We start from the raw sequence: 24,908 nt of genomic DNA, 5'->3' as shown, positions 1-24,908 counted from the left end.
TATCTCGAAAAGAACCAGAAGGGCCCGGTTCACCGGGCCCTTTGTGTTTAAACGCCTCCTGGCGCTGCCTTAACTTGCGAGCGCTTTTTCGGGCTGATAACGATCGGCAGCGTGGACCTGCGCGTAATTCGGAATCATTGACTGTCGAGCCGCGTCGAAAACCTTCCATTGATCGGCATCCGGAAGCGGCGGAATAGTCACGGACTCGCGACGATCGAAGCCCACTAGTGCTGCGTCGACCAGTTCGTCTACTTCCATCACGGCCGGAAGTGTATTCACATCCCGACCTGAACGCTCCCAGATCTCTGTTCGCGTCGCCGAGGGCAGTACTACCTGGACATACACTCCCTTTGGGCCAAGTTCGAGCTGGAGTCCCTGGCTGAGGAACAGCACAAATGCTTTTGTCGCTCCGTAGACGGTTAGACCAAATTCAGGAGCCAATCCAACAACCGAGGCGATATTGATGATCGACCCTTCCCCAGCCTTGACGAAACGGGGTGTAACAGCGCTGACCAGCCGTGTCAGCGCAGTCGTGTTGAGACTGATGAGCTTGGCCACGTCGTCCGGCGTTTGATCGGCGAAGCCGCCGGCCGCGCTGGCGCCGGCATTGTTGATCAGTATGCCAATGCGCGCATCGTCACGCACCCGCGACTCCACCCCGGCGAGCTCGACCTCATCGGTGAGATCGGCTTGAAGGATATCGACATTGGCTCCGGTTTCACGGCGCAGCCGCTCGCTGAGCGCTTCCAGTCGAGCCAGGTCTCGAGCAACCAATACAAGGTCATGTCCTCGCTTGGCAAAACGGTCGGCATAAACAGCACCGATGCCAGTGGAGGCTCCGGTAATAAGGACGGTGGATTTGGCTTTCATTGCTTTTTCCTTGAGTTGGGATTATTAATCATGATCGTCATCATGTTTAGTGTATTCATGATCGCTGTAATGATTAAAGTCAAGTGAGAAATCGAGGACGGAATGAAAGTCAGTCGGGAGCAAGTCGCGGAAAACCGGCAAAGGATCCTGGAGGCAGCTGGCAGGCTTTTCAGGGCCAAAGGGTTCGAGGCGGTGACAGTGGCGGATGTCATGAAGGCGGCGTCTCTCACCCACGGCGCTTTTTATGGGCATTTCAGTTCGAAAGATGACCTGATCGTTCAAACCCTGGCCCACATCGTTTCAGCCGGGATACCGGAGGACCTCGATCTGACGCGGTACGCGACGACGTACCTCTCGGAAAGTCACCGGGATGATATCGCCGGCGGATGTCCAACGGCGGGGCTGGCCGGCCAAACCATCCATCAATCGCCAGAGGCCCGCGCAGCGATGACGGCAGGCTTGCGAGAGCACATCGAGCGCCTGAGCCGCTCGGCTCCTGGAGCAACCGCAGAAAACAAACGCCGGGCCGCCATTGGGAGCTGGGCGGCGATGGTGGGTGCAGTTATCTTGGCCCGGATGAGCGATGACCCGCATTTGTCTGATGAACTGCTGGCGCAGACGCGTGAGTGGATTAGCCCGAAGTGAAGCCGCGTATCACAGCTGATAGAACAATCTTGAAAAGAAGCAGAAGGGCCCGGTTTTCCGGGCCCTTTTTGTTCGGACATGGCTCACCAGCGGCAACCTTGTGCCAACAGCGACGCCTGCGATTTGCGGGAACCCTCAGCTCCCGAACAATGCAAGCATTCCTTTATGGATAGTGAGTATTGTTTCGCCGGAGAGGTAACATGACGCTAACCGCTGAAGAACAAGACAAACTTGCGTTTCAAATTTGTTCCGAGCTGTCACCAACGCTTCGAAAACCGCTAAGGAAGGCCTTGGTTGGATTGCTGGCAATTCGGCAAAAGCCACTGCCTTGGTACCATAAAACGGCAAAGGCACTTCTCATTGTTGTGAAGAGTAGAACAGCTCGAAAAGTTTGGAAGATATACGATCGCCACATCGCTCGCACACCCGGGCTCATGGCGGGTGTCAGTTATGGCGACAGGTATGTCATATCTTTGTTCGACATTGTGGGGGCAGTCAGCTGGATCCTATTTTCTTCTGGAGCCGAATTCGCTGAGTATCTCGCCAAGCGACTGTTAGACGTAGATCAAGAAGCACATCCCTGACGATCACGAAGTCACCGTAGCCGCTACAACATTTCAATTTCGTTTTCGGTAAATACCTCGACTGCCCTTTCCATGGTTAATGGCCCCTTAACCATCCGCACCGTAACGTCAGAATCAACTCTTGGATTGGCGGCTGCTCGCAGCTGCTCTGTATGCGTTCACGCGGGGCCGGATTTCATGCGTCAGGGATACCCTTCCTCCTATGCCATTGATGATCAGCGAACCGGGTTATCCACCCTGTTCCGCAGGCAGATTCATATCCTGTGGGGGCTGGGGCTTATCGGTTTGGTGGCCTTTGCTATCGGCAGCCTCGCTACGTGGAACGTGCTTGATCCAAGCTTCAGTCATGCGACGTCGAATCCGACCCGCAATGCACTCGGTTATCCCGGTGCGGTCTTCGCCGATCTCGGCATGCAGTTTTTTGGTCTTTCCATGGTCGTGGCACTGATGCCGGCGCTTTTCTGGGGCGGGCTCTTTCTCACTGGGCGCGGCGTGGATCGTATGATGCGCCGAAGTGTTGCCTGGCTTTGCGCCTCGCTTCTGGCTGCGGCGATCGCCGGATGCTTCGCTATCCCTGAAAGCTGGCCCATGCCCATCGGTCTTGGCGGTGTCTTTGGTGATATGGTCCTCAAAATACCTGGCATCTTTATCGGCACTTTCCCCCGTGGTGGTCTTGCCATGATCATGGTTGCCATTCTTGCCATCCCGACCCTTTGGATATTTGGCTTTGCCAGTGGCATCACCTATCGCGACAGCGAACCGGTGGTCACCAAGAAGTCCACTCGACACGTGGCCGAAGACGATGATTATGACGACGAGGATGATGATGATCGCGAAGGTGGCGGCCTGCTCGCTCTCGGCGCCTTGACCCATTGGTTCCTGAGCACGAAAGCCCTGTTCCGCCGGGTTTCAGGTCGTAGCGCCGGGCTCTACAACAGTGCACGCAGTATCGGCACGCGTCATGACGGCGATTTCCCTGACATTGCGGTTTCGCGTCAGAAAAACGGACAGACCGGTGGACGGCGCGAGCCCGGCTTCTACGACGAAACACCACAAATCGAGGCGCCTGCTATCGATATCGGCAATGATGAGTTCGACGGCCGCTTCGATCCGGTTGCCTTCAGCGATGAAGAGGACGTCGACGATTGGGCGCTGCAATCAGCCCCGGCAAGACCGACGGCAATTCCGAACAGGCCAGTTGCTGCACGCATTGATACACCGGCGCCTGCGCCGCGGGCCGGCGCGCGCGTTCAGCGCGAGGCACAGGCATCGTTGATTGCATCTGACGAGTACGAGATGCCGTCGCTGCATTTCCTGAGCGAACCGAAGAACGTCGTGCGCAATCCGGGCCTTTCCAAAGAGGCTTTGGAGCAGAACGCGCGGCTATTGGAAGGCGTGCTTGAGGATTTCGGGGTGCGCGGTGAAATCATCCATGTACGTCCGGGTCCGGTGGTGACGCTCTACGAACTCGAACCGGCGCCGGGTATCAAATCGTCGCGGGTCATCACCCTCGCAGACGATATCGCCCGCTCCATGAGCGCGATCGCCGCGCGCGTCGCTGTGGTGCCCGGCCGTAATGCGATCGGTATCGAGCTCCCCAACCAGACCCGCGAGATGGTCTATCTGCGTGAACTTTTGGCAAGCCGTGACTTTGAACAGACAAAGACCAAGTTGGCGCTCGCGCTCGGCAAGACCATTAACGGCGAGGCGGTTATCGCCGACCTTGCGAAAATGCCCCACCTCTTGGTCGCCGGAACGACGGGCTCGGGTAAATCCGTTGCGATCAATACGATGATCCTCTCCTTGCTCTACCGGATGACGCCGGAGCAGTGCCGCCTGATCATGATCGACCCGAAGATGCTGGAGCTGTCGATCTACGACGGCATTCCGCATCTGTTGACGCCTGTCGTCACCGATCCCAAAAAGGCCGTCGTCGCGCTGAAGTGGACGGTCAAGGAGATGGAAGACCGCTACCGCAAGATGTCGAAGGTCGGCGTCCGCAATATTGACGGCTTCAATCAGCGGGTCGAGCAGGCCCACAAGAAGGGTGAACGTATTGCCCGAACGGTACAGACTGGCTTTGATCGCGCGACGGGCGAAGCCGTCTACGAGACCGAAGAGCTCGACCTGAAGCCGATGCCCTATATCGTCGTCATCATCGACGAAATGGCCGACCTGATGATGGTCGCCGGCAAGGATATTGAAGGTGCAGTGCAGCGGCTGGCGCAGATGGCGCGCGCTGCCGGTATCCACGTGATCATGGCGACACAGCGTCCGTCGGTCGACGTCATCACCGGCACGATCAAGGCGAATTTCCCGACACGTATTTCGTTCCAGGTTACATCGAAGATCGATTCGCGAACGATCCTTGGCGAGCAGGGCGGCGAGCAGCTGCTCGGCATGGGCGACATGCTCTATATGGCCGGCGGTGGCCGCATCCAGCGCGTGCATGGACCATTTGTCGGCGACGACGAAGTGGAGAAGATCGTCCAGCATCTGAAATTGCAGGGCGTTCCGGAATATCTCGATTCCATCACAGAGGAAGACGACGAAGACGAAGGTGGCGGACCAGCGGGAACGTCCAATCTCGAAGATTCGGACGATCCCTATGATCAGGCTGTGGCCGTCGTGCTTCGCGACAAGAAGGCGTCAACGAGTTATATCCAGCGCCGGCTCGGCATTGGCTATAACCGCGCCGCTTCGATCATCGAGCGCATGGAACAGGAAGGGCTTGTCGGCCCTGCCAATCACGCAGGCAAGCGCGAGATTCTCGTGCCGACAGAGGACGATGAGTTCTAGGCGTAACGTAACGTTTATGCGGATCGTTATGGAACAATAGGCAGCGGCACATTACATAATGGTCGGAGTTCGGTACGTAACGGCGCAAGGGAACAAGAAACGATATCCTGCCGTTTATTGGCCATAGTGCAGCCCAACTGGCTTCGTACGAAGAGAGACGACAGGAGATACGATCATGATACTGACAAATGCACCGTTTCGCGCCCTTGGCTCCATTGCGAAGAGCTCTGCGGTTGCTTCCATCGTCGGCATGGGTCTCCTGTTTGGTGTTGCGAATATCGCGCTGCAGACCTCGGCCTTGGCACAAGCCGGTCCCGCCGGCATTAATGCGGCACAGGACATAGCAAACAAGTTCTCCAGCGTTAAAACGCTGACGGGTAGTTTCGTCCAGTTCGGCCCGCGCGGAGACCAAACCGGGGGCACGTTCTATATCGAACGTCCCGGCAAAATCCGCTTCAACTACAACAAGCCGTCGCCCATTCGCGTTATCTCCGACGGCAAGTCCGTGGTGATCAACAATCGCAAGCTGGACACCTGGGATCTCTATCCTCTGTCGAAAACCCCACTGAAGCTGCTCCTTAGCGATCAGATCGATCTGTCCGCCAGATCGGTCAAATCAGTGAAGCAGGAACCCGACATGACGACGATCGTGCTTGGCGACAAGTCGATCTTCGGCAACTCGACCATTTCCATGATGTTCGATCCGAAAACGTCCGACCTGCGCCAGTGGACCATCACCGATGCCCAAGGTCTCGATACAACGGTGATGATCACCGATGTGCGGACCGGCGTGCGCTTTGCCGATGATATGTTCAAGATCGATTACACGCGCATCGCGATGAAGCGGTAGCCGGCCTTGCGGTCTGCGAAATCTTTTGGCATGACCAAAGTGCGTGGTTCGACAAGCTCACCATGAGGGGGTGGTCGTCTGGCATCAACAGTCGCAAAAGTTGGCGCTCTTATTCTTCAGCTCGACATCCCTCATGGGAGCTTGTCGAACCACGCACTGCTTTATAGTGCCATCCATCTTGCGAGTCTTCATGCCTTTTTCCGTTGCCACCTGGAACATCAATTCGGTGCGCTTGCGCTTGCCGCTGGTCCTGCAATTCCTCCGCGACTATCAACCCGATGTATTGTGCTTGCAGGAAACCAAGTGCCCGGATGATCTTTTCCCGCGCGAGCCATTTCATATGGCCGGGTACGAGCATATCGAGATCAGCGGCCAGAAAGGCTATCATGGTGTCGCCACCCTGTCGCGCCGCCCCCTGACCGAACCGGCGCGAGTCGGGTTTTGCGATATCGCCGACTGCCGGCACTTGAGCACGGTCGTCAATGCCGGATCGAAACGGCTGCGGATCCACAATTTCTACGTTCCGGCCGGAGGCGATGAGCCCGATCCGGAAATCAATGCAAAGTTCAAGCATAAGCTCGGGTTCCTCGACGAGATGCGCGCGATGAATGCTGTTCACGGCGATGGTCATGCGTCTCTGCTGGTCGGCGATCTCAACATCGCTCCGCTCGAAACCGACGTCTGGTCGCACAAGCAACTTTTGAAAGTCGTCAGCCATACCCCGATTGAAACCGAAGGCCTCGAGAAGCTGAGGAAGGATGGCGGATGGAGCGATCTGATGCGTCACCACATCCCTCCGAGCGAGAAGATCTATACGTGGTGGAGCTATCGCGCCGCCGATTGGGCTGCGGCGGATCGCGGACGGCGGCTGGATCACATATGGGGTTCGCCGGACCTCGAAACCGATCTGACCGACATCACGATCCTTCGCGAGGCACGCGGATGGGAGAGGCCGTCGGACCACGTTCCGGTCATTGCACGTTTTAATCTGGACTAAGTCTGATCCGGAACAAGATTTGCACAAGAATAGTCGAATCCCGCACAAACTTCCTCAAATCCTATGCAAGAATCCTCGATTCTGGCGCATGAATTTCAAGCTGTGCGGGAAATTTGGTTGCGGCCGGTTTAGTCAGTGCTCATTGAACAGGTGTTCGTACCGGGTAATGGCCTCAATCATTTCGCTGAGATCCGCCGATATCTGGTCATGCAAAGCGGCCGCGATTTCGGGATATTCTTCGAGAATTCGCCGGAAAAGCGAGCGATTGAGCCGGATGACCTCGGTCTCGGATTCGGCCATGGCGCTGGTAAGGCGTTTGGTCTGGGCGATGATCGCCATCTCGCCGAGGACAGCTCCAGGACCAACCGTTTTCAGGACTATGCGACCTGTCGGCCCTTCACGGAACAGGGAAATGTCACCACGATCAATGACATAGGCACAATCCGCCGCCTGGCCTTCACGGTAAAGCTCGCGGCCTTCGCGCAAGACAAGACGTTCGGTGCCGAAGGCGAGCAGGCGCAACTGGTCGCGCGTAAACGTCTCGAACAGCCCCACCGTCTCCAGAATGCGAATATCATCTTCAATTGCCATGCAATAACAGACATATACCTAGATTGGCGTCGCGCATAACCCCAAAAAACCATCTTCAGGATTACGCGCAAATCATTCGTGTGCTGCGTCCTTTATGCCTCAAAAAAGAGGTAGGGCGTAGCAATCGGCATCAAGGAATGAGCTTGTATCCCCCGCTTTCCGTGACAAGGATGGTTGAATTGGATGGATCATGTTCTATTTTCTGCCGCAACCGGTACACATGCGTCTCCAGCGTGTGTGTCGTCACCCCAGAGTTGTATCCCCACACCTCTTCAAGCAAGATATCCCTTGTGATGACCTTGCCGCCGGCACGGTAAAGATATTTGATTATGGCGACTTCCTTCTCGGTCAGCCGTATCTTGCTGCCTTTGGCGTCGATCAGCATCTTTTGCCCGGGCTTGAACGTATAGGGCCCGACAATGAAAGTCGCGTCCTCGCTTTGCTCATGCTGGCGAAGTTGTGCCCGAATGCGCGCAAGCAGGACCGCAAAGCGAAAAGGCTTGGTCACATAGTCGTTTGCGCCCGATTCGAGGCCAAGAATGGTATCCGAATCGGTGTCATGACCGGTCAGCATGATGACCGGGGCTTTGAAGCCGCCCTTGCGCAAAAGCTTGATCGCCTCGCGCCCATCCATGTCCGGCAGCCCGACATCCATGATCAGGAGATCGACAACGCCGTTTCTCGCCGTCTGAACGGCTTTGGTCGCATTATCTTCCTCGATGATCTGGAATTCTTCATAGAGGCTCAGTTGTTCAACCAGGATGGCTCGCAAGTCTGCATCGTCATCGACGATAAGAATGGTACGCGCTGTCATCGGATCTCCCGCAGATGGAAAGAAGTCATTGGAATTTAAGTCGAATAGTACAGGAAAGAAAGGGGATTGACTTGATATTGGTTATGCGGCGCATCAGTCTGACATAAAAATGCTTTTTATGAGGCAAGGTGAGTCGCAGGTCCTTGAAATTGATCGATGTTCGTCCACGACCCGGCCATCCGAGCCAAGGGCAGTTGATTGCGGGCAATATGATCCTGCGCTGTGCGCTGGGTAAAGGCGGAATCACGGCCTTCAAGCGCGAAGGCGACGGTGGAACGCCGCTCACTCGTATGCGATTGCTCTACGGCTTCAAGCGTCCTGACAAGAAAGTGAGGGGTACGCGGACCCTGTTGCTCAAGGTGCTCCGCCGCGACGATGGCTGGTGCGAGGTCAGTGACGACCGCAACTACAACCGGAAGGTGCGCATTCCCTATGGTGCCAGCCACGAAACCATGTGGCGCAAGGATGATCTGTACGACATTTGCATCGTCATGGACTGGAACATCAGACCGCGACATCGTTGCAAGGGAAGTGCGATCTTCTTTCATCTGGCAAGACCGGGCTATACACCGACAGAAGGCTGCATTGCCTTGAGTCGAGCCGATATGAACCGGCTCTTGCCTCATCTTTCAGACCAGACGGTCATCCGGGTGCTGCGCTAGCGTTTGAAGCGCCAAACCGTTGTTTGCTTGACTTCGGCGTCTTCGAGAATTCTTGTCACCGGTACCGAGTAAACTGCCAATGAATCCAGCAGGTTGTTGGGAAAATAGGAGCGGCCGGGATCGCCAACGATAATGTCCGCACCGCGGGCAGCCAGGGCGGTGAACCAAGGTATGAGTCTGTCGGCTAGCGGCTTGTCATAAAAGACGTCGCCGGCCAGAACGATATCCCAACCGTCGTCGCTGCCAATCAAGTCGTCGATTCGAATCTCGACTGTTGCAAAATTTGCATCGGCGTTAAGAGCGATGGCGGGGCGGGCAAACGGGTCGATATCGCAGCAGATTACATGCTTTGCTCCCGCCTGAGCAGCAGCAATACCGACCAGACCGGAACCCGAGGCGAAATCGAGGACAACGGCGTTTGCAACCGTTGCTGCGTGGTCGAGCACGTAGCGCGCCACCCCTTGCCCGCCTGCCCAGGCAAACGCCCAGAAAGGTGGCGGCAGGCCGATTGTTGTCAGTTCGTCTTCTGTACGGTGCCAGAGGTCATGCGCTTCATCGGCGAGATAGAGCTTGATCTCCGGCACGTGCAGGGGCGATTGGAGAAGGGTATTCGCCAGAACGAACCGGCGATAGCGATCGCTTTCAGGATCGAAAGCAGGCTCAACCACGGGATAGAGCGCCGGACGATAAATAGGATGCAGTTCTGTTTCCCGGATGGCGAGACAATCCACGCGGAAGGTGGCGAGGCCGATGTTTATCCATCGGACGACGCCACCTGACAAAGTGGTTGGCCGCCAGCCGGAAACCCCAAGGGCCGGGTGAATTCGGGTCAAATCCATCGGGGTTCAGCTTCGTCCGATGGAAAGGCATCGGTCTCGCCAAACCCCTCGACCTTGACCACGAATTCCCTCCGGCAGAACGCGTCCTATTTATCGCCCGGCGCTCTAAAATCATTCCGGTGCTGGAACCAGTCCGCCCATGCGGCAAACCTCTTTCCATTCGTCCGGTTGCACTGGCTGCACCGATAACCGCATGGACGTAACCAGCGCCATCTTTTCCAGTTTCGGATTGGCCTTGACATCTTTCAAGGTTACAGAATTTGGCACATCCTTGACCGCGCGGATATCAACGCATTCCCAGCGGGGATCCTCGGTGCTCGAATCATGATGCGCAAGGGCACAAACCTCGACGATACCGACGACGTCCAGCCCTTCATTGGAATGGTAGAAGAAACCTTTATCACCGATCTTCATGGCACGCATATTGTTGCGTGCCTGATAGTTGCGTACGCCGGTCCACTCTGTGCCTTTGTTACCGGCGGCTTTCTGGTTGTCCCACGACCATGAATCAGGTTCTGATTTGAATAGCCAAAATGCCATGATAGCACCTATTTGTTGTCAGGATTCTTGATTGCCCAGTTCCATGGGCGGATGTCGACCGAGGCGAAAAGCCCAGCCTTGGCATAGGGGTCATCCGCTGCAATCTCCTTTGCTGCATCAAGGTCAGGCGCCTCGACGACCACCAGGCTGCCGTTTGGCTTGGCGTCGTCACCAAGGAATGGCCCGGCAAATTTCAGGCGATCACTTAGGCTGCTCAAATAATCGAGATGAGAGGCGCGTGTGTCGAGGCGCAGTTGCAGATGATCAGGCTTGTCGTTGCACAGAAGGGCATAGAGCATTCATTGTCTCCCGGTTTAACTCTCGTTCTTTAGCGGCCGCGCGAGTAGCGCCTCCATGGCCTCATCGATGGTGATGTGGCGGTCAAGTATTTGCGCTACAGTCGCAATGATCGGCGCTTCGATATTGTTGCGGGCGGCAAGTTCCGCGGCGATGGCAGCGGTGGCCACGCCTTCGGCCAGCGGTCGGCCAGCCAAGTCTTCCCCTCGCCCGAGCGCAAGCCCGTATGAATAATTACGCGATTGCGGTGTAGAGCAGGTCAGCATGAGATCACCAAGCCCCGAAAGCCCCATGATCGTCTCCGGCCTTGCGCCCATAGCCTCGCCGATCCGCCGCAATTCGACAAAACCGCGGGTGACAAGTGCCGCTTGGGCACTGGCGCCAAAACCGCGGCCTATGGCTGCCCCCGCGGCAATGGCGAGCACATTCTTGAGTGCGCCGCCGATTTCTACACCGACCAGATCATCGGTCGAATAACAGCGGAAAGTTGGTCCGGACAGCATCAGGGCAATGCGGTCGGCAAGCGCCTGTCTACGTGCCGCCACTGTTACCGCGGTCGGCAATCCCCTTGCCACATCGGTTGCAAAACTTGGGCCCGAAAGGGCGCCAAGGGTCTGATCGGGCATAATCCTGGCGACCAGCTCGGACATCAGCTTACCACTGTGGCGCTCTATGCCCTTGGCGCAAATCACCAACGGCGCGGTGACCGGAATAAGGTTTTTTAGTTCCTTTAGAGCACGGGCAAGCGCTTGCGCCGGAATGACGCAAAGAATCAAGTCAACCCCAGCCAGAACCTCCCGAGCATCGGTGCTTGCCGTGAGTGCTGGATCCAGATCAATTCCGGGCAGATAGGTCTCGTTACGATGGTATTTGTTGATGGAATCGACGGTTGTGGCGCTGCGTGCGTATAGCCGAACCGCATTGCCGTTACGAGCGGCCATTGTACCCAGTGCACTACCCCACGCGCCTCCGCCAATTACGGCAATCGAAGGTTTGCGGCTCATGCCTTGGCTCCGCGCCTACCTGCGCCGATCAAAGGCGTTGAATGCATGTCCAGAGGCCAGCGCGAGCGGGGGGCTATATCGAGCGAATCGGCAGTTGTGAGGCCAGCCCGTTCGGCACCTGCCCACGCAATCATTGCGGCATTGTCCGTGCAAAGGGCCATGGGTGGCGCGATGAAGCGGAAGCCATTATCCGAGCACAGGCGCTGAAGTCCGTCGCGCAGAACCTCGTTTGCAGCAACACCACCGGCAACAACCAATGCCGGCTTCCTGACGTCCGGGAAACTCGCGCGAAACCGTTGCAGCGAGCGTGAAACCCGGTCGTCAAGTGTGTCGGCGACGGCGGTCTGAAAGGCGGCGCAAATATCATTGACGTCGGTTTGTGACAATGGCTCCAACGTTGTCGCCAGTTGCCGCACCGCTGTTTTCAAACCTGAAAAGGAGAAATCCAGTCTCTCCTCGCCTTTCAGCGGACGCGGTAGGGTGAATCGGCTGGGATCGCCGAGCAGAGCCGCTTTCTCCACTTCAGGCCCTCCCGGATAGGGCAGACCGAGTAGTTTGGCGGTCTTGTCGAATGCTTCACCGAGGGCATCGTCTATGGTCGTGCCAAGCCGCTCATAATCGCCCAGACCTTTGACCAGAACCATCTGCGTGTGGCCGCCGGAGACGAGCAGCAGCAAATAAGGAAAATCAATACGATTGGTCAGGCGCGGGGTCAGTGCATGGCCCTCGAGATGATTGATGGCGTAAAACGGCTTTTGACTGGCCATCGCGATCGCCTTTCCGGTCATCAAACCGACAATCAATCCGCCGATCAAGCCCGGACCCGCGGTTGCAGCCACGGCATCGACATCCTCGAGGGTGATCTGCGCTTCGTGCAATGCCTGGCCAATCAACCGATCGAGTACTTCGACATGGGCGCGCGCAGCAATTTCCGGCACCACGCCGCCATAGGGCGCGTGTTCGTCGATCTGGCTCAGGACAACGTTCGAAAGGATGTGCCCGTAGCCTTGGTCGTCGCGCTCGACTACCGCCGCCGCCGTTTCGTCACAGCTTGTCTCAATACCTAGTACCCGCATCGGTAAACCTGATATCCTTCGCCGCATTGTCGACCTGCCAAAAGGTCGTTAGTAGAACGCTCAACTTGAATTCGCGTAACACGGACAGCCGCCAATGCAAACAAAAACGCTCAAGATTGGTACACGTGGGAGTGCACTGGCGCTCGCACAAGCCCATGAGACGCGTGACCTTCTGATAAAGGCCCACGGACTTCGCGAAGAAAACATAGAAATCGTGACCATTTCCACCAGCGGCGACCGGATACAGGATCGACCGTTGGCTGAAGTTGGCGGAAAAGGCCTGTTCACGCTCGAAATCGAGGAACAGCTTGCCGACGGGCGCCTCGATATTGCCGTGCATTCATCAAAGGATATGCCGACCTTTCTGCCACAAGGGCTGCATCTGTCGGTCTTCCTCGAACGCGAAGATCCTCGTGACGCTTTTATTGGCCGCGAGGTAAAGACATTCCTGGATTTGCCGAAAGGCGCCGTGATCGGTTCTGCGTCCCTGCGACGGCAGGCGCTAATCCATCGTGCACGCCCGGATATCAAGGTGATAAATTTTCGTGGGAATGTCGAGACGCGGCTGCGCAAGCTCGCGGACGGCGAGGTGGATGCAACATTCCTCGCTTATGCTGGTTTGAAACGTCTCGGCCTCGGTCATGTTGCTACAGAGCTTATGGATGCAAAAGCCTTTCCACCAGCTCCTGGACAGGGCGCAATAACGGTAGAGAGCCGCATTGGGGATGATCGCGTCGATGCGCTATTGGCGCCGCTCAACCACTTGCCGACCTCAACGGCGCTGGCATGCGAACGTGCGTTCCTCGGTTCGCTCGATGGTTCCTGCCGTACACCAATCGCCGGGCTGGCAACCGTATCGGGAGGGAGGCTTCAATTCCATGGCATGATACTCTTGCCAGATGGCAGCGAGGTGCATGAGGTCACAGGTGACGGTGCACTCTCCGACGCTGTCGAAATCGGCCAGGATGCGGCACTGCGGGTGCGCAAACTCGCCGGACCACATTTCTTCACGGATTGGTTCTGATGAAAACCGTTTTGGTCACACGGCCTCAGCCGGGCGCGACCAAAACTGCCGATCGTTTGCTTGGCCATGGCTTCCTGCCTTTGGTTCTGCCCCTGACCAAGATTGTTCCGCTTCCGGTAACAACGCCCAGAGGAAAATTCGACGCTGTTGCGGTGACAAGTGCGAATGCATTTCGGCAGGCACCGGACCAAGTGTTGCAACCCTTCCTCGCGCTGCCCTGTTTCGTTGTAGGAGAAGCGACCGCAGCTGCGGCGCGCGCCCGCGGGTTCGAAACGGTGACAACGGGGGACAGAGATGGTGCGTCGCTTGCTCAAACCATAGGCGAGGAGTTATGTGCCGGCGCCCGCATTCTTTATGTGACAGGGCGCGTTCGCACGCCGGATTTTGAGCATGCTCTCCGTACATGGGGCATGCAATTCGAGCCCGTAATGGCCTACGATACTGTTTTAGTCAGTTATACGACTGAGTTTTTGCTAGAATTTTTCAGCAAGGGCGAGATAGATTATTGCCTCCTGTATTCTCGCTGGGGCGCTGAAGAGTTCTTGCGTCTGAGAGGCCAGGGAAAAATTGCTCATCATTTTGATAACACATCGATTTTCTGTCTGTCTCCTCGTGTGGCAAATGCTCTGACAGGAGTGGACCAAGCTTTAATCCATGTGGCAAACAGCCCCATTGAGGACGCTCTCTTCGACCTTCTGCAGCAGGCGGAGGACGCTTCCCGCTCGTCGCAATGAATGCGTGTAGTTTCGCTGCCGGAACTTCCTTGCTAACTTCGGGTTTACGAGAAGTCTTATGTTCAGGAAAAGTCTGTCCATGGCCAAATCATCTGTTCCGCGTCATTCGAAGTCTGCCCGCAAACCCGTGACAATCGAGCTGGCGCCATTGGCGGTCGACAAAGCTGCATCCAAGGCCGACGTACCCCAGCCTGAACCAGTCGGCTTCGACCCAGCCACTGACGCGAAGGCAAATGTAGCGGAGAAGTCAAAGGAAAAGCCACGCGCAGATGGGCCGCCGAGTTCGGGCTTTACAGAGGCAGGGCAGTCATTTGGGCGAACGGAATCCTCGCCTCAATCCAAATTATCACGATCAACATCGTCGTCCGGATCACAACAAAATGACCAGCTGGGCCGTATTGTGTCAGGAGTCATTGGTGGGGTTGTAGCCCTCGCCGGCGCCGCGGCCCTGCAATGGGCAGGTGTCCTGCCCTCGCCAAAGGCGGATACTTCAGCGCTCGAGCAACAGATAGCTGAATTACGAAATGCGCGACCAGCGGCCCAGACGCTGGATGAAGGTGGGCAGGTGGCGCTTAATGGCGCCGTGGAGAACGCCAAACAGGCTGCAAGCCAGGTCTCTGGTCTTTCCGCGGAGCTTGTCGCAATCAAGCAAAGTATTGCGGATATTCAGAAAAATGCTGGCTCCGGCGCAGCGGTCGATACGAGTGGTATTGATGCGCGTCTTGCTGCTCTGGAGACCCGGCTGAGTAACAGTCAGCAGCAGGCGGAGCAAGCTGGTGGGGCCGCTGCGGGCGCAACGGAGCGGTTGAATGCTCTGGAGGCGAAAGTCAACGATCCCTCGGCGCAGGCCAATATGGCACTTGCCATGGCGGCAACGGGCATGAAAGCCGCCATCGATCGGGGCGAGCCATTCGCGGCCGAACTGGATACATACGTGGCGGTTGCCCCACAAGCCGGAGAGGTCGAGAGCCTCCGTGGGTTTGCTGCGAAGGGCATTCCGCCGCTCAATATGTTGGTCAGCCAATTCGCTGACGTCGCTCCCAAAATCATCGCAAGTGCCCACACAGTGGATCCCAATGCCGGGGTGGTCGATCGCTTGTGGGCAAGCGCGAGCAGCTTGGTGCAGGCGCGTCCGGTCGGGATGGTGGAGGGTGAGGGCGTCGATGCAATCACGGCACGGATCGAAGCGCATTTGAATGCAGGCGACCTTGGTGCCGCCATTGCCGAATGGGAGAAACTGCCGGAGAATGCCAAGGCTGTTTCCATGGATTTCGCCAATGCGATGAAGGCCCGGCAAAAGGCCGGGGACGTCGTGTCGAAGGCCTTGTCCGATGCCTTGACCGGCATCAAGTCACCAGCAGCGGCAAATTAGGAGCAAGATCATGATTCGTATCCTGTTCTTCCTCCTTGTCGTTCTCCTGCTCGGTGTCGGTTTCGCTTGGCTTGCAGATCGGCCTGGCGATCTCGTCGTTACCCTTGGCGGCATGCAGTACAAGGTCACGCTTATGGTGGCGGCTTCTGCGATCGTCGCGATTGTCGCCGCGGTCATGTTGACCTGGTGGGTTGTCAAAAGCCTCGTCACATCGCCTTACACGCTGCGCCGCCACTTCCGTGCGCGTAAACGCGATCGGGGCTACCAGTCGCTGTCGACTGGACTGATCGCGGCAGGTGCCGGTGATGGCGAGACTGCACGCAGAATGATCAAACAGGCAGAAAAGCTGCTGAACGTTGATCAGGAGCCGCTGATCAAACTGCTTGATGCCCAGTCCGCCATGCTCGAAGGGCGCCCCGAGGATGCGCGGGCCAAATTCGAAGCCATGCTCGAAGATCCAGAAACGAAACTCCTCGGGTTGCGGGGGCTTTATCTCGAAGCGCAGCGCCTTGGCGCACGCGATGCTTCGAGGCATTACGCTGAGGAAGCCGCTTTGCTGGCTCCGAATGTCGAATGGGCAGCTTCGGCGGCTCTTGGTCAGAAAACCACCCATGGTGATTGGGATGGAGCGCTCTTGCTGCTCGAAAAGCAGAGAGCAGCCAAACAGCTCGACAAGGAGAAGGCCAAGCGCGAGCGCGCAGTGCTCTTGACGGCGAAGGCAATAGAAACCTTCGAAACTGATCCGGCTAGCGCCAAATCGACTGCCATCGAGGCGAATAAAATGGCTCCCGATCTCATACCAGCTGCGATCATTGCCGCGAAAACGTTATTCAGCCAAGGCGACTTGCGTAAAGGATCCAAAATTTTGGAATTTAGCTGGAAGAAGCAACCTCATCCGGAAGTTGCTGAAACCTATGTGCACGCGCGGCTTGGAGATTCGGTTATCGACAGGCTCAAACGTGCCCGTCATCTGGCGTCGCTCTATCCGCATCACCCTGAGTCTAGCTTGGCGATCGCCCAAGCCGCGCTGGCGGCAGGCGAATTAAAGGAGGCGAGGGAGGCAGCGGAAGCTGTGCTCCGCAGTGCGCCACGCGAGAGTGCATATCTTCTGCTTGCCGATATCGAAGAAGCGCAAACCGGCGATCAAGGCCGCGTCCGGCAGTGGCTGTCGCGAGCTGTCAAGGCGCCGCGGGATCCCGCCTGGACAGCCGATGGCTACGTTTCGGAACGCTGGGCGCCGGCATCTCCGGTGACTGGCAGGCTGGACGCCTTCGAATGGAAGGTTCCTGTTGAACAGCTTGGTCCGGTCATCGATTCCGGCGATGATTTCGACAGGGCGTTGGCAACGGAACCAGTGCGACCCCGCGAAGAAGTGAAGCCGCTCACACCTGCCAGGCCGGTCGTTCTGGAAGCAGAAAAGCCCGTTTCCAAGGAAGATCGCGGCCAAACGGATGTGGTCGATGCTGAAATCGTACAACTTGGGCCACCGATAGACTCGAGGGAACGGCAGGCCTCAAAGCCGACAGAAACGGGAAATCCGGAAAGAATAGCTGCCGTTCTGCCTGCATTTCCGGAGAAACCAGTGAAATCCAAGGACGAAGATGAGGAATTTGTCTTTCCTGTCCCGGATGACCCGGGCGTGCGGCCTAGAGATGGCGCAGAGCGAAACAAGAAGTTCCGGCTTTTCTAATCATCGAAACGTGATGGCCACTGTCGTCTTTGCGGCAAGATGTACAGTGGTTTAGGCGTATGAACAGCTATATGGGTGGATCAGTACCATCCAGATAGACGCGAAAGATTTCCCTTTATGCTCGATAGTCTCGTGACGTTTTTCAAATCCTTGCCGTCGGGCGACAACAGCAAGGAGCATTTTTCAAAAAAAGATCCGCGTCTTGCGGCAGCCGCCTTGCTGTTCCATGTGATGGATGCAGACGGTGACCGCGGCAAGGTGGAACGCAAACGCGTCTCACAGTTGATTTCCGAGGCCTATGGCCTGAAGGGCGAGGCGCTGAAGCACTTGCTTGACGAGGGTGAGCAGGCCGATCAGGAGGCAGTCGACCTCTACAGTTTCACCAGTATCATCAAGCGCAATCTTGACGAAGAGGCGCGCATCAGATTCATTGAGCTGATGTGGGATGTCGTTTTTGCCGATGGTAGCGCGCATGAGCTGGAAGATAATGTCGTCTGGCGTGTCGCGGAACTGATCGGCGTATCGACACGCGACCGGGTGACCATGAAACGACAGGCGGCGGTTCGCGCAAAACAGACGGTACAAGAGGAATAGGCCGAGCGAATGTACCAAACTGGTTGGATGGAAAGCGGACAGTCGCATCGTCCCAAGATCCTGACGGTGCTGCACCAGGAGCGTTCCAGTCCCGGCCGGGTCGGCCATTTGCTGCTTGAAGCCGGGTTTGCTCTCGACATTCGCCGCCCACCGCTCGGAGATACATTGCCCGAAACGCTGGAAGACCATGCAGGAGCCGTCATTTTTGGCGGCCCGATGAGTGCCAATGATTCGGAAGACTTTGTACGTGCAGAAACCGATTGGCTGGCTATACCACTCGCAGAAGACAAGCCCTTTCTCGGCATTTGCCTGGGCGCGCAAATGCTTGCCAATCATTTGGGCGGTCGTGTTGGGCCCCACCCGGATGGCCTTGTCGAAATCGGCTGGTATCCGCTCGAACCGACGGAAGCCGGGCGCGCTCTGATGGACTGGCCGTCGATGGTTTATCATTTCCATCGCGAAGGTTTTGAATTGCCGCAGACTGCAACCTTACTGGCGACGGGCAGCTCCTACCCCAATCAGGCGTTCCGGTATGGCAAGAATGCCTGGGGCGTCCAGTTCCATGCGGAACTGACACGAGCCATGATGCATCGTTGGGTTGTACGTGGCGCGGAACGGTTTACCCTCTGCGGCGCGCAGCAGGGCCGCGACCATCTGGACGGCCGGATGATCTATGATGCAGTGCTCAGGGCCTGGTTGCACCGCTTCCTAGCAACAATTTTCGGCATTCCGGTAACAGCCTGAGTTTTCAAGTCCTGCCCTGCAAATTCCGTGCTTTGCGCAATTGCGGGAACCAATAGGCCCAAAGGCCGGCAACGGCCACTGTTCCGAGGCCACCGAAGACAACGGCGGGCACGGTACCGATCAGCGAAGCCATGACGCCAGCACGGAATTCGCCCAATTCATTGGATGCGCCGACAAAAACCATGTTGACGGCATTGACCCTGCCTCGCACATGATCCGGTGTCCACAATTGCAACAGTGTCTCGCGGATATAGACGCTGATCATGTCAGCCGCACCCATCAAAGCAAGCACTACGATCGACAACCATGCAATGTCGGAAATGCCAAACATGACCGTAAGCAATCCGAAGAGCGCGACAAAGGCAAACATGATCATTCCAGCATGATCGCGAATGGGATGCCCGGTCAACCAGACCGCCGTCACAATGGCACCTATACCTGGTGCCGCCCTCAGCATGCCCAGGCCCCACGGGCCGAGCTGCAAGATATCGCGCGCATAAACCGGCAGAAGCGCCACGGCTCCACCGAGCAGCACAGCAAACAGATCAAGCGAAATCGCGCCAAGGACCACCTTCTCCTTCCAGATGTAGTGGAAGCCGGCCAGTAGAGTTTGCAGCGATCTTGTTTCGTGCAGGGTATGCTGGGCGGGTTTGGCGATGGAGAAAGTGCTCAGGGTCGCGATGACAAGCATCGCGGAGGCGATGCCGTAGGCTGCGACAGGAGAAAGACCATAGAGCAGGCCCCCGGCGACCGGTCCGACGATCGTTGCAATTTGCCAAGCCGAGGAGTTCCAGGACACAGCGTTGGAAAACGTCTCCGCCGGCACAAGATTAACGACCAGCGATGAGGAAGCAGGTCCGAGGAAGGCTCTGCCAACACCAAATCCCGCGAGGATGATGAACACCAATGCCGGCGTAAACAGGTGGGTTATCGTCAACAGCAGCAGCAGAGCCGCGCAGATTACCTCGACGCACAACGAAAGCCCCATAATCAATCGTCGCCCGAACCGGTCGGAAGCTGCACCGGTAATGAGCACGAGCAGCAGCGATGGCGCAAATTGTACAAGTCCAACGATGCCTAGATCGAAGGGATCGCGCGTCAGATCATAGATCTGCCAGCCGACGGAGACGCTAATGATCTGGATGGCAAATGAGCCAAAAAAGCGGGCAAGCCAATAGCGGGTAAAGGACGAATGGCGAAACGCGGCGTAACGATCATGCGCTGCATTCGTTTCGGAGATGGTCATTTCGTTGAAAGGGCTCCGGAATCGGGAGCTTTCTTCTAGACCAGTTTAGGGAGAATGGGGATAAGGAAAATCAGAAATATTATACGACAGGGAAAGCAAATGGGCCGGCCCGAACCGGCCCATTTCGCCCATTTCGGTTCAAGCAGGGTTTACAGCTGCAGTAACTGAAGCGTCTGAATCTTTGCTGAGCAAGGATTTCCAGATGATTGCGCCGAGTACCGCGCCGATGAGCGGGGCGACCCAGAACAGCCAGAGCTGGCCAAGCGCGGCGGTCTCCGCGAAAAGGGCGACGCCGGTGGAACGAGCCGGATTGACGGAGGTATTTGTCACCGGAATCGAAACCAGATGGATCAGCGTGAGGCCGAGGCCAATGGGGATTGGTGCAAAGCCAGCCGGAATGGAAGCTGAGGTCGCACCAAGAATGATCATGATGAAGAAGGCAGTGAACACGATTTCTGTGACAAGTGCGGCGACCAAGCCATACTTGCCGGGCGAAAGGTCACCATAACCGTTGGAAGCGAATCCACCGGCGGTGAAGTCCGCCTTGCCGGATGCAATCAGGTAAAGGACGGCAGCTGCGACGAGGGCACCGACAATCTGTGCGATCCAGTAGGGAATGAGATCCTTGAAGTCGAAGCGTCCCGCAACGGCAAGGCCGAGCGAAACAGCGGGATTGAAATGGCCGCCGGAAATTCCGCCGACCGCGTAGGCCATGGTTAGAACTGTAAGACCGAACGCAAAGGCAACACCAAGCAAACCAATACCGACATCAGGAAATGCAGCGGCAATAACGGCACTGCCGCAACCGCCGAGGACAAGCCAGAATGTGCCGAAGAACTCGGCCGACAGTTTATTGAGCATGGAAACCCCCTAGGATGAAAAGCGGGCCGGGATAGCCCGAATCACGACGCAAATTTATTCCGGTTTTTTAGATTCAACAATATCGTTAAAGATCAACAGGTCGTAATACCTTAGGCGCAGTCGATGTCGTGAATAGTCTGGCACGAATACTGTCACAACAATATCTGGACTGAGCCGTCTGCATCTAGGTCCATCGCCACCTCTTGCTCGCGAGCCAGCCAGTCGCTACATGTCGTGGAAATCTTAGGAGACCTGTATGCTTGCCCTCATCCGCACTATCGATCTGGCTCTCGATATTTACACCTGGATTCTCATTGCCAGCGCGATCTTCTCATGGCTCTATGCCTTCAACGTCATCAATTCGAGCAACCGGTTCGTTGCCTCGATAGGCGACTTCCTGTACCGCGTCACCGAACCTGCATTGCGGCCTATTCGCCGCTTTCTGCCTGACCTCGGCGGTATCGATATTTCTCCGATCGTACTTTTGTTGATCATCTTCTTCATTCGCCAGTTTCTCTGGACGACGATCGCACCGATTCTGGTTTGATCAAAAAACCGCAGCATTTCCGCAAGGAGCGTGACGGGATCACTCTTTTTGTGCGGCTGACGCCGAAATCGGCTAAGGACGCGGTTGAAGGTGTGGAAGAGACAGATGATGGGCGCTCCCATCTCAAAGCACGGGTGCGGGCGGTTCCTGAAGACGGAAAGGCGAATGCAGCACTGGTAAAGCTACTGGCGAAGCAGCTGGATCTTTCGGCGCGAGATGTGACGGTTGCCGCCGGAGCAACTTCGCGGTTGAAGCGGGTGAGAATTTCGGGCGATCCTGATGAGCTGGCTTTGAAGCTTGCCGTTCTCGAACCGCCCGAATATTGAGCGATCAGGCCTTCTTGGCGTTATGGCGTTCGATTGCTTCGGTGATGAGCTGGCGGGCAGCATCTTCATCGCCCCAATCCCCTATCTTCACCCATTTGCCAGGTTCCAGGTCTTTGTAGTGTTCGAAGAAATGCTGGATCTGTTTGAGCGTGATCTCGGGAAGATCGGTGTAGTTGTGCACCTTCTCGTACCGTAGCGTCAGGTGAGGCGAAGGAACGGCAATGATTTTTTCGTCCTGTCCCTTATTGTCTTCCATAACGAGGACACCGATCGGACGAACATTGATCACACTCGTGGGCATCAGTGCGCGCGTGTTGCAGATCAATACATCGATGGGGTCGCCATCATCTGACAACGTATGTGGCACGAAACCGTAATTGCCCGGATAAGTCATGGGCGTGTGCAGGAAGCGATCGACGAACAACGCGCCCGAATCCTTATCGAGCTCGTATTTGATCGGTTGACCGCCGACCGGGACCTCTATGATAACGTTGACATCTTCAGGTGGATTGTTGCCGACAGCAATGGCATCGATGCGCATATTTTCAGAGTCCTTATGAAGTATGGAAGTCCTGTACTGATTTTTATACCGCGGCGCAACAATGCCGTCGCCCCTGACGTAAGGAAAACGATTGATAGGCTTATTGAGCGCGAATGGCAAAACACAACTCTCCGCATTTGCGCAGCGAAGAAAGGATCTGGCACAGATCGGCATCAATTCCAGACAAAAGCGACCTTCTTGAGGGTCTTGCCATCGAAGCACTCGACACCCTCGGCGACATCGCGGCCACCGGAGCTCTGGTAGAACGAAATTGCAAGATCATTGTCCTCGAGCGCCCAGATCACCAGACCCTTCAGGCCTTGATCGCCGAGACTGCGGCGAGCGGCGCCCAAGAGGCGGGTACCCAGACCGAAGCCTTGGTATTCCGGCCTGACGTAGAGTTCGTAAATTTCGCCCTGTTGCTGCAACTGGCGGGCGCGGTTTGGCCCAAGCGTCGCATAACCGGCAACGATGCCGCCAACATCGGCCACAAGGATCTGTGTCGAGCGCTGGATTGCCTTTGCCCACCAATTGGCGCCGCGACGCTCCAGCATATTGTTGAGAGCACGGTGGGGTATAATGCCCGAATAGGCGCCTTTCCAAGCAGCCAGATGGATGGCTGAAATCGCCACCGCATCGGCCATATGCGCCCGTCTTATCTCGATCACATGGGTGTTCATGGTGCTTTAACCATAGACCCGCAACGCGCGAGTTCGCAATATCCAAAAAAGCGATTTGGGTGTGCACGAAAACAAAAAAAGCGGCGAAGATCGCCGCTTTCGTCTCGTGAGTACCAGTTAGATTTAGGCTGCGCCCGCGGTTTTGCTGCTCTTTTCGAAACGTTTGCGCTCGTTTGGATCGAGGTAAAGCTTGCGCAGACGGATTGACTTCGGAGTTACTTCCATCAGTTCGTCGTCCTGAATCCAGGCAAGAGCGCGTTCCAGTGTCATGCGGATCGGTGGCGTCAGCTTGACAGCTTCATCCTTGCCGGCAGCACGAATGTTGGTCAGCTTTTTGCCTTTGAGGATGTTCACTTCAAGATCATTGTCGCGCGAATGAATGCCGATGATCATTCCAGCATAAACCTTGACGCCGGCTTCGATAATCATTGCTCCGCGATCTTCAAGGTTCCACATGGCGAAGGCCACGGACTCTCCCTGATCGTTGGAGATCAGAACGCCATTGGTACGGCCGGCGATTTCACCCTTGAAAGGCTCGTAGGCGCGGAACAGGCGGTTCATGATCGCGGTGCCGCGCGTATCGGTCAAAAGCTCCGACTGGTAGCCGATGAGACCACGTGTGGGCGCATGGAATACCATGCGGACGCGATTGCCGCCGGATGGACGAAGCTCGACCATCTCAGCCTTACGTTCGGACATCTTCTGGACAACGGTGCCCGAATATTCCTCGTCGACGTCAATCAGCACTTCTTCGATGGGCTCAAGCAAAGTGCCCGAGTCATCTCTTTTCAAAACGACGCGAGGGCGCGATATACTTAGTTCAAAACCCTCGCGGCGCATGTTTTCAATGAGAACTGCGAGCTGCAATTCGCCGCGACCTGAAACGAAGAACGAATCCTTGTCGTCGGATTCCTCGACCTTCAGCGCGACGTTGCCCTCAGCCTCCTTGAGCAGGCGGTCGCGAATGACGCGACTCGTAACCTTGTCGCCTTCAGTGCCGGCCAACGGACTGTCGTTGACAATGAAGGACATGGTAACAGTCGGCGGATCGATCGGCTGTGCGTGCAAAGGCTCGGTCACGTCGGGAGCGCAGAATGTGTCGGCAACTGTGCCCTTCTGCAAGCCGGCAATGGCGACGATATCACCCGCATGGGCTTCGTCAATGGGCTGACGCTCGAGTCCACGGAATGCAAGTATCTTGGAGATACGACCGGTTTCAAGCTGGGTGCCATCGCCATGCAACACTTTAACCTGCTGGTTCGACTTGACGGTACCCGAATGGATGCGGCCGGTGATGATGCGACCGAGAAACGGATCGGCTTCGAGGATGGTGCCGATCATCTTGAACGGACCTTCACCGACGGTGGGCGCAGGGACGTGATCGAGGACCATGTCAAACAGCGCTGCCAGGCCCTGATCCTTCGGGCCTTCCGGGCTCGTCGCCATCCATCCGTTACGGCCGGAGCCATAAAGGATTGGAAAATCAAGCTGTTCGTCCGTAGCATCAAGCGCGGCAAAGAGATCGAAAACTTCGTTCACGACTTCTTCGTGGCGGGCGTCAGGACGATCGATCTTGTTAATCGCTACGATTGGACGAAGACCAACCTTCAGAGCCTTGCCAACGACGAACTTCGTCTGCGGCATAGGACCTTCGGCTGCGTCGACGAGAACGATGGCGCCATCCACCATCGACAGGATGCGCTCGACTTCGCCGCCGAAATCAGCGTGGCCTGGGGTATCGACAATATTGATACGTGTATCTTTCCAGATGACCGAGGTCGCTTTGGCGAGAATGGTGATCCCGCGCTCGCGTTCTATGTCGTTGGAATCCATCATTCTTTCACCGAGACGCTGGTTCTCGCGGAAGTTGCCGGACTGTTTCAATAGTTCGTCAACGAGCGTGGTTTTGCCATGGTCAACGTGTGCGATGATCGCGATGTTGCGCAGTTTCATAAGGTTCTCTTTTGGAGGATTGTGGACG

The 24,908-nt window shown here is 56.5% G+C and carries 27 protein-coding genes; 14 read left to right on the top strand and 13 right to left on the bottom strand.

Annotated features, from left to right (window positions below; genetic code table 11):
• Positions 1-69: 69 nt before the first annotated feature.
• Complete coding sequence (locus tag C7476_RS09045) at positions 70-870, bottom strand: SDR family NAD(P)-dependent oxidoreductase (protein ID WP_114429606.1); 801 nt, start codon at positions 868-870, stop codon at positions 70-72.
• Positions 871-972: 102 nt separating this feature from the next.
• Between C7476_RS09045 and C7476_RS09040 the strand changes: the two genes are divergently transcribed.
• From C7476_RS09040 to C7476_RS09020, 5 genes are all read left to right on the top strand, one after another.
• Positions 973-1,515 carry a TetR/AcrR family transcriptional regulator gene (locus C7476_RS09040; protein ID WP_114429604.1) on the top strand — a complete coding sequence of 181 codons (543 nt, stop codon included), beginning with the start codon at positions 973-975 and terminating at the stop codon, positions 1,513-1,515.
• Between the two features lie 200 nt (positions 1,516-1,715).
• Positions 1,716-2,099, top strand: a complete 384-nt coding sequence (locus C7476_RS09035; RefSeq protein ID WP_114429603.1) for a hypothetical protein — start codon at positions 1,716-1,718, stop codon at positions 2,097-2,099.
• Between the two features lie 177 nt (positions 2,100-2,276).
• Complete coding sequence (locus C7476_RS09030) at positions 2,277-4,898, top strand: DNA translocase FtsK (RefSeq protein WP_114429601.1); 2,622 nt, start codon at positions 2,277-2,279, stop codon at positions 4,896-4,898.
• A 175-nt stretch (positions 4,899-5,073) separates the two neighbouring features.
• Complete coding sequence (locus C7476_RS09025) at positions 5,074-5,748, top strand: outer membrane lipoprotein carrier protein LolA (protein WP_181872393.1); 675 nt, start codon at positions 5,074-5,076, stop codon at positions 5,746-5,748.
• Positions 5,749-5,938: 190 nt separating this feature from the next.
• Positions 5,939-6,745, top strand: coding sequence for an exodeoxyribonuclease III (locus tag C7476_RS09020; protein ID WP_114429599.1), 807 nt, complete (start codon positions 5,939-5,941; stop codon positions 6,743-6,745).
• 132 nt (positions 6,746-6,877) lie between these two features.
• On the opposite strand, the gene C7476_RS09015 is transcribed toward C7476_RS09020, so the two are convergent.
• Both C7476_RS09015 and C7476_RS09010 read right to left on the bottom strand, forming a co-directional pair.
• The gene (locus C7476_RS09015; RefSeq protein ID WP_114429597.1) at positions 6,878-7,336 is read right to left on the bottom strand and encodes a cyclic nucleotide-binding domain-containing protein; all 459 of its coding nucleotides are present in this window, start codon (positions 7,334-7,336) and stop codon (positions 6,878-6,880) included.
• 130 nt (positions 7,337-7,466) lie between these two features.
• Positions 7,467-8,150 carry a response regulator transcription factor gene (locus tag C7476_RS09010; RefSeq protein WP_112525106.1) on the bottom strand — a complete coding sequence of 228 codons (684 nt, stop codon included), beginning with the start codon at positions 8,148-8,150 and terminating at the stop codon, positions 7,467-7,469.
• 209 nt (positions 8,151-8,359) lie between these two features.
• Between C7476_RS09010 and C7476_RS09005 the strand changes: the two genes are divergently transcribed.
• Positions 8,360-8,812, top strand: a complete 453-nt coding sequence (locus C7476_RS09005; RefSeq protein WP_245426259.1) for a L,D-transpeptidase family protein — start codon at positions 8,360-8,362, stop codon at positions 8,810-8,812.
• On the opposite strand, the gene C7476_RS09000 is transcribed toward C7476_RS09005, so the two are convergent.
• The 5 genes from C7476_RS09000 to tsaD form a co-directional block, all read right to left on the bottom strand.
• The gene (locus C7476_RS09000; protein WP_245426257.1) at positions 8,809-9,480 is read right to left on the bottom strand and encodes a class I SAM-dependent methyltransferase; all 672 of its coding nucleotides are present in this window, start codon (positions 9,478-9,480) and stop codon (positions 8,809-8,811) included. The two genes, C7476_RS09005 and C7476_RS09000, sit on opposite strands and share 4 nt — an antisense overlap.
• A 282-nt stretch (positions 9,481-9,762) precedes the next feature.
• Positions 9,763-10,191 carry an EVE domain-containing protein gene (locus tag C7476_RS08995; protein WP_114429592.1) on the bottom strand — a complete coding sequence of 143 codons (429 nt, stop codon included), beginning with the start codon at positions 10,189-10,191 and terminating at the stop codon, positions 9,763-9,765.
• Positions 10,192-10,199: 8 nt separating this feature from the next.
• Positions 10,200-10,490 (bottom strand): YciI-like protein, encoded by a 291-nt coding sequence (locus C7476_RS08990; RefSeq protein ID WP_114429591.1) that lies wholly within the window; start codon positions 10,488-10,490, stop codon positions 10,200-10,202.
• 15 nt (positions 10,491-10,505) lie between these two features.
• The gene (locus C7476_RS08985) at positions 10,506-11,492 is read right to left on the bottom strand and encodes an NAD(P)H-dependent glycerol-3-phosphate dehydrogenase (protein WP_114429590.1); all 987 of its coding nucleotides are present in this window, start codon (positions 11,490-11,492) and stop codon (positions 10,506-10,508) included.
• Positions 11,489-12,568, bottom strand: a complete 1,080-nt coding sequence (tsaD, locus tag C7476_RS08980) for a tRNA (adenosine(37)-N6)-threonylcarbamoyltransferase complex transferase subunit TsaD (RefSeq protein ID WP_114429588.1) — start codon at positions 12,566-12,568, stop codon at positions 11,489-11,491. Before tsaD ends, C7476_RS08985 begins: the two co-directional genes overlap by 4 nt.
• 94 nt (positions 12,569-12,662) lie before the next feature.
• Between tsaD and hemC the strand changes: the two genes are divergently transcribed.
• From hemC to C7476_RS08950, 6 genes are all read left to right on the top strand, one after another.
• Positions 12,663-13,592, top strand: a complete 930-nt coding sequence (hemC, locus tag C7476_RS08975) for a hydroxymethylbilane synthase (RefSeq protein ID WP_114429586.1) — start codon at positions 12,663-12,665, stop codon at positions 13,590-13,592.
• Positions 13,592-14,326 carry a uroporphyrinogen-III synthase gene (locus C7476_RS08970; protein ID WP_114429584.1) on the top strand — a complete coding sequence of 245 codons (735 nt, stop codon included), beginning with the start codon at positions 13,592-13,594 and terminating at the stop codon, positions 14,324-14,326. Before hemC ends, C7476_RS08970 begins: the two co-directional genes overlap by 1 nt.
• A gap of 79 nt (positions 14,327-14,405) precedes the next feature.
• Positions 14,406-15,698: a COG4223 family protein gene (locus tag C7476_RS08965; RefSeq protein WP_181872392.1), complete on the top strand. Its 1,293-nt coding sequence runs from the start codon at positions 14,406-14,408 to the stop codon at positions 15,696-15,698.
• Positions 15,699-15,708: 10 nt separating this feature from the next.
• Positions 15,709-17,388, top strand: coding sequence for a heme biosynthesis protein HemY (locus C7476_RS08960; RefSeq protein ID WP_114429580.1), 1,680 nt, complete (start codon positions 15,709-15,711; stop codon positions 17,386-17,388).
• Between the two features lie 117 nt (positions 17,389-17,505).
• The gene (locus C7476_RS08955; protein WP_114429578.1) at positions 17,506-17,982 is read left to right on the top strand and encodes a tellurite resistance TerB family protein; all 477 of its coding nucleotides are present in this window, start codon (positions 17,506-17,508) and stop codon (positions 17,980-17,982) included.
• A 9-nt stretch (positions 17,983-17,991) separates the two neighbouring features.
• Positions 17,992-18,726 (top strand): glutamine amidotransferase, encoded by a 735-nt coding sequence (locus C7476_RS08950; RefSeq protein ID WP_114429577.1) that lies wholly within the window; start codon positions 17,992-17,994, stop codon positions 18,724-18,726.
• Positions 18,727-18,730: 4 nt separating this feature from the next.
• Here the strand turns inward: C7476_RS08950 and C7476_RS08945 are convergent, their stop codons facing one another.
• Both C7476_RS08945 and aqpZ read right to left on the bottom strand, forming a co-directional pair.
• Positions 18,731-19,972, bottom strand: coding sequence for an MFS transporter (locus tag C7476_RS08945; RefSeq protein ID WP_114429575.1), 1,242 nt, complete (start codon positions 19,970-19,972; stop codon positions 18,731-18,733).
• Between the two features lie 138 nt (positions 19,973-20,110).
• Complete coding sequence (aqpZ, locus tag C7476_RS08940; protein WP_114429573.1) at positions 20,111-20,833, bottom strand: aquaporin Z; 723 nt, start codon at positions 20,831-20,833, stop codon at positions 20,111-20,113.
• Between the two features lie 256 nt (positions 20,834-21,089).
• Here aqpZ and C7476_RS08935 point away from each other — a divergent pair, with 256 nt between their 5' ends.
• The gene (locus C7476_RS08935; protein WP_112525134.1) at positions 21,090-21,380 is read left to right on the top strand and encodes a YggT family protein; all 291 of its coding nucleotides are present in this window, start codon (positions 21,090-21,092) and stop codon (positions 21,378-21,380) included.
• Positions 21,377-21,706, top strand: a complete 330-nt coding sequence (locus C7476_RS08930; RefSeq protein WP_245426246.1) for a DUF167 family protein — start codon at positions 21,377-21,379, stop codon at positions 21,704-21,706. The genes C7476_RS08935 and C7476_RS08930 overlap by 4 nt, the downstream gene beginning before the upstream one ends.
• Positions 21,707-21,710: 4 nt before the next feature.
• Here the strand turns inward: C7476_RS08930 and ppa are convergent, their stop codons facing one another.
• The 3 genes from ppa to typA all read right to left on the bottom strand — a co-directional run bounded on the left by ppa (position 21,711) and on the right by typA (position 24,880).
• On the bottom strand, positions 21,711-22,247 hold the full coding sequence (gene ppa, locus C7476_RS08925) for an inorganic diphosphatase (RefSeq protein ID WP_114429571.1): 537 nt from the start codon (positions 22,245-22,247) through the stop codon (positions 21,711-21,713).
• A gap of 173 nt (positions 22,248-22,420) precedes the next feature.
• The gene (locus tag C7476_RS08920) at positions 22,421-22,927 is read right to left on the bottom strand and encodes a GNAT family N-acetyltransferase (protein WP_114429569.1); all 507 of its coding nucleotides are present in this window, start codon (positions 22,925-22,927) and stop codon (positions 22,421-22,423) included.
• Positions 22,928-23,050: 123 nt separating this feature from the next.
• Entirely contained in the window at positions 23,051-24,880 is a 1,830-nt protein-coding gene (gene typA, locus C7476_RS08915) for a translational GTPase TypA (RefSeq protein ID WP_114429886.1), read from the bottom strand.
• Positions 24,881-24,908: the final 28 nt, after the last annotated feature.

This window comes from Phyllobacterium bourgognense (assembly GCF_003337575.1).
Lineage (GTDB): Bacteria > Pseudomonadota > Alphaproteobacteria > Rhizobiales > Rhizobiaceae > Phyllobacterium > Phyllobacterium bourgognense.
The sequence above is the reverse complement of the archived record's forward strand: the minus strand, read 5'-3'. Positions and strand labels throughout refer to the sequence as shown.

Bases quoted from the DNA above. Each gene is read 5' to 3' on its own strand.
- C7476_RS09045 (WP_114429606.1), bottom strand. From the start codon at position 870: ATGAAAGCCAAATCCACCGTCCTTATTACCGGAGCCTCCACTGGCATC.
- C7476_RS09040 (WP_114429604.1), top strand. From the start codon at position 973: ATGAAAGTCAGTCGGGAGCAAGTCGCGGAAAACCGGCAAAGGATCCTG.
- C7476_RS09035 (WP_114429603.1), top strand. From the start codon at position 1,716: ATGACGCTAACCGCTGAAGAACAAGACAAACTTGCGTTTCAAATTTGT.
- C7476_RS09030 (WP_114429601.1), top strand. From the start codon at position 2,277: ATGCGTCAGGGATACCCTTCCTCCTATGCCATTGATGATCAGCGAACC.
- C7476_RS09025 (WP_181872393.1), top strand. From the start codon at position 5,074: ATGATACTGACAAATGCACCGTTTCGCGCCCTTGGCTCCATTGCGAAG.
- C7476_RS09020 (WP_114429599.1), top strand. From the start codon at position 5,939: ATGCCTTTTTCCGTTGCCACCTGGAACATCAATTCGGTGCGCTTGCGC.
- C7476_RS09015 (WP_114429597.1), bottom strand. From the start codon at position 7,336: ATGGCAATTGAAGATGATATTCGCATTCTGGAGACGGTGGGGCTGTTC.
- C7476_RS09010 (WP_112525106.1), bottom strand. From the start codon at position 8,150: ATGACAGCGCGTACCATTCTTATCGTCGATGACGATGCAGACTTGCGA.
- C7476_RS09005 (WP_245426259.1), top strand. From the start codon at position 8,360: ATGATCCTGCGCTGTGCGCTGGGTAAAGGCGGAATCACGGCCTTCAAG.
- C7476_RS08995 (WP_114429592.1), bottom strand. From the start codon at position 10,191: ATGGCATTTTGGCTATTCAAATCAGAACCTGATTCATGGTCGTGGGAC.
- C7476_RS08990 (WP_114429591.1), bottom strand. From the start codon at position 10,490: ATGCTCTATGCCCTTCTGTGCAACGACAAGCCTGATCATCTGCAACTG.
- C7476_RS08985 (WP_114429590.1), bottom strand. From the start codon at position 11,492: ATGAGCCGCAAACCTTCGATTGCCGTAATTGGCGGAGGCGCGTGGGGT.
- tsaD (WP_114429588.1), bottom strand. From the start codon at position 12,568: ATGCGGGTACTAGGTATTGAGACAAGCTGTGACGAAACGGCGGCGGCG.
- hemC (WP_114429586.1), top strand. From the start codon at position 12,663: ATGCAAACAAAAACGCTCAAGATTGGTACACGTGGGAGTGCACTGGCG.
- C7476_RS08970 (WP_114429584.1), top strand. From the start codon at position 13,592: ATGAAAACCGTTTTGGTCACACGGCCTCAGCCGGGCGCGACCAAAACT.
- C7476_RS08965 (WP_181872392.1), top strand. From the start codon at position 14,406: ATGGCCAAATCATCTGTTCCGCGTCATTCGAAGTCTGCCCGCAAACCC.
- C7476_RS08960 (WP_114429580.1), top strand. From the start codon at position 15,709: ATGATTCGTATCCTGTTCTTCCTCCTTGTCGTTCTCCTGCTCGGTGTC.
- C7476_RS08955 (WP_114429578.1), top strand. From the start codon at position 17,506: ATGCTCGATAGTCTCGTGACGTTTTTCAAATCCTTGCCGTCGGGCGAC.
- C7476_RS08950 (WP_114429577.1), top strand. From the start codon at position 17,992: ATGTACCAAACTGGTTGGATGGAAAGCGGACAGTCGCATCGTCCCAAG.
- C7476_RS08945 (WP_114429575.1), bottom strand. From the start codon at position 19,972: ATGACCATCTCCGAAACGAATGCAGCGCATGATCGTTACGCCGCGTTT.
- aqpZ (WP_114429573.1), bottom strand. From the start codon at position 20,833: ATGCTCAATAAACTGTCGGCCGAGTTCTTCGGCACATTCTGGCTTGTC.
- C7476_RS08935 (WP_112525134.1), top strand. From the start codon at position 21,090: ATGCTTGCCCTCATCCGCACTATCGATCTGGCTCTCGATATTTACACC.
- ppa (WP_114429571.1), bottom strand. From the start codon at position 22,247: ATGCGCATCGATGCCATTGCTGTCGGCAACAATCCACCTGAAGATGTC.
- C7476_RS08920 (WP_114429569.1), bottom strand. From the start codon at position 22,927: ATGAACACCCATGTGATCGAGATAAGACGGGCGCATATGGCCGATGCG.
- typA (WP_114429886.1), bottom strand. From the start codon at position 24,880: ATGAAACTGCGCAACATCGCGATCATCGCACACGTTGACCATGGCAAA.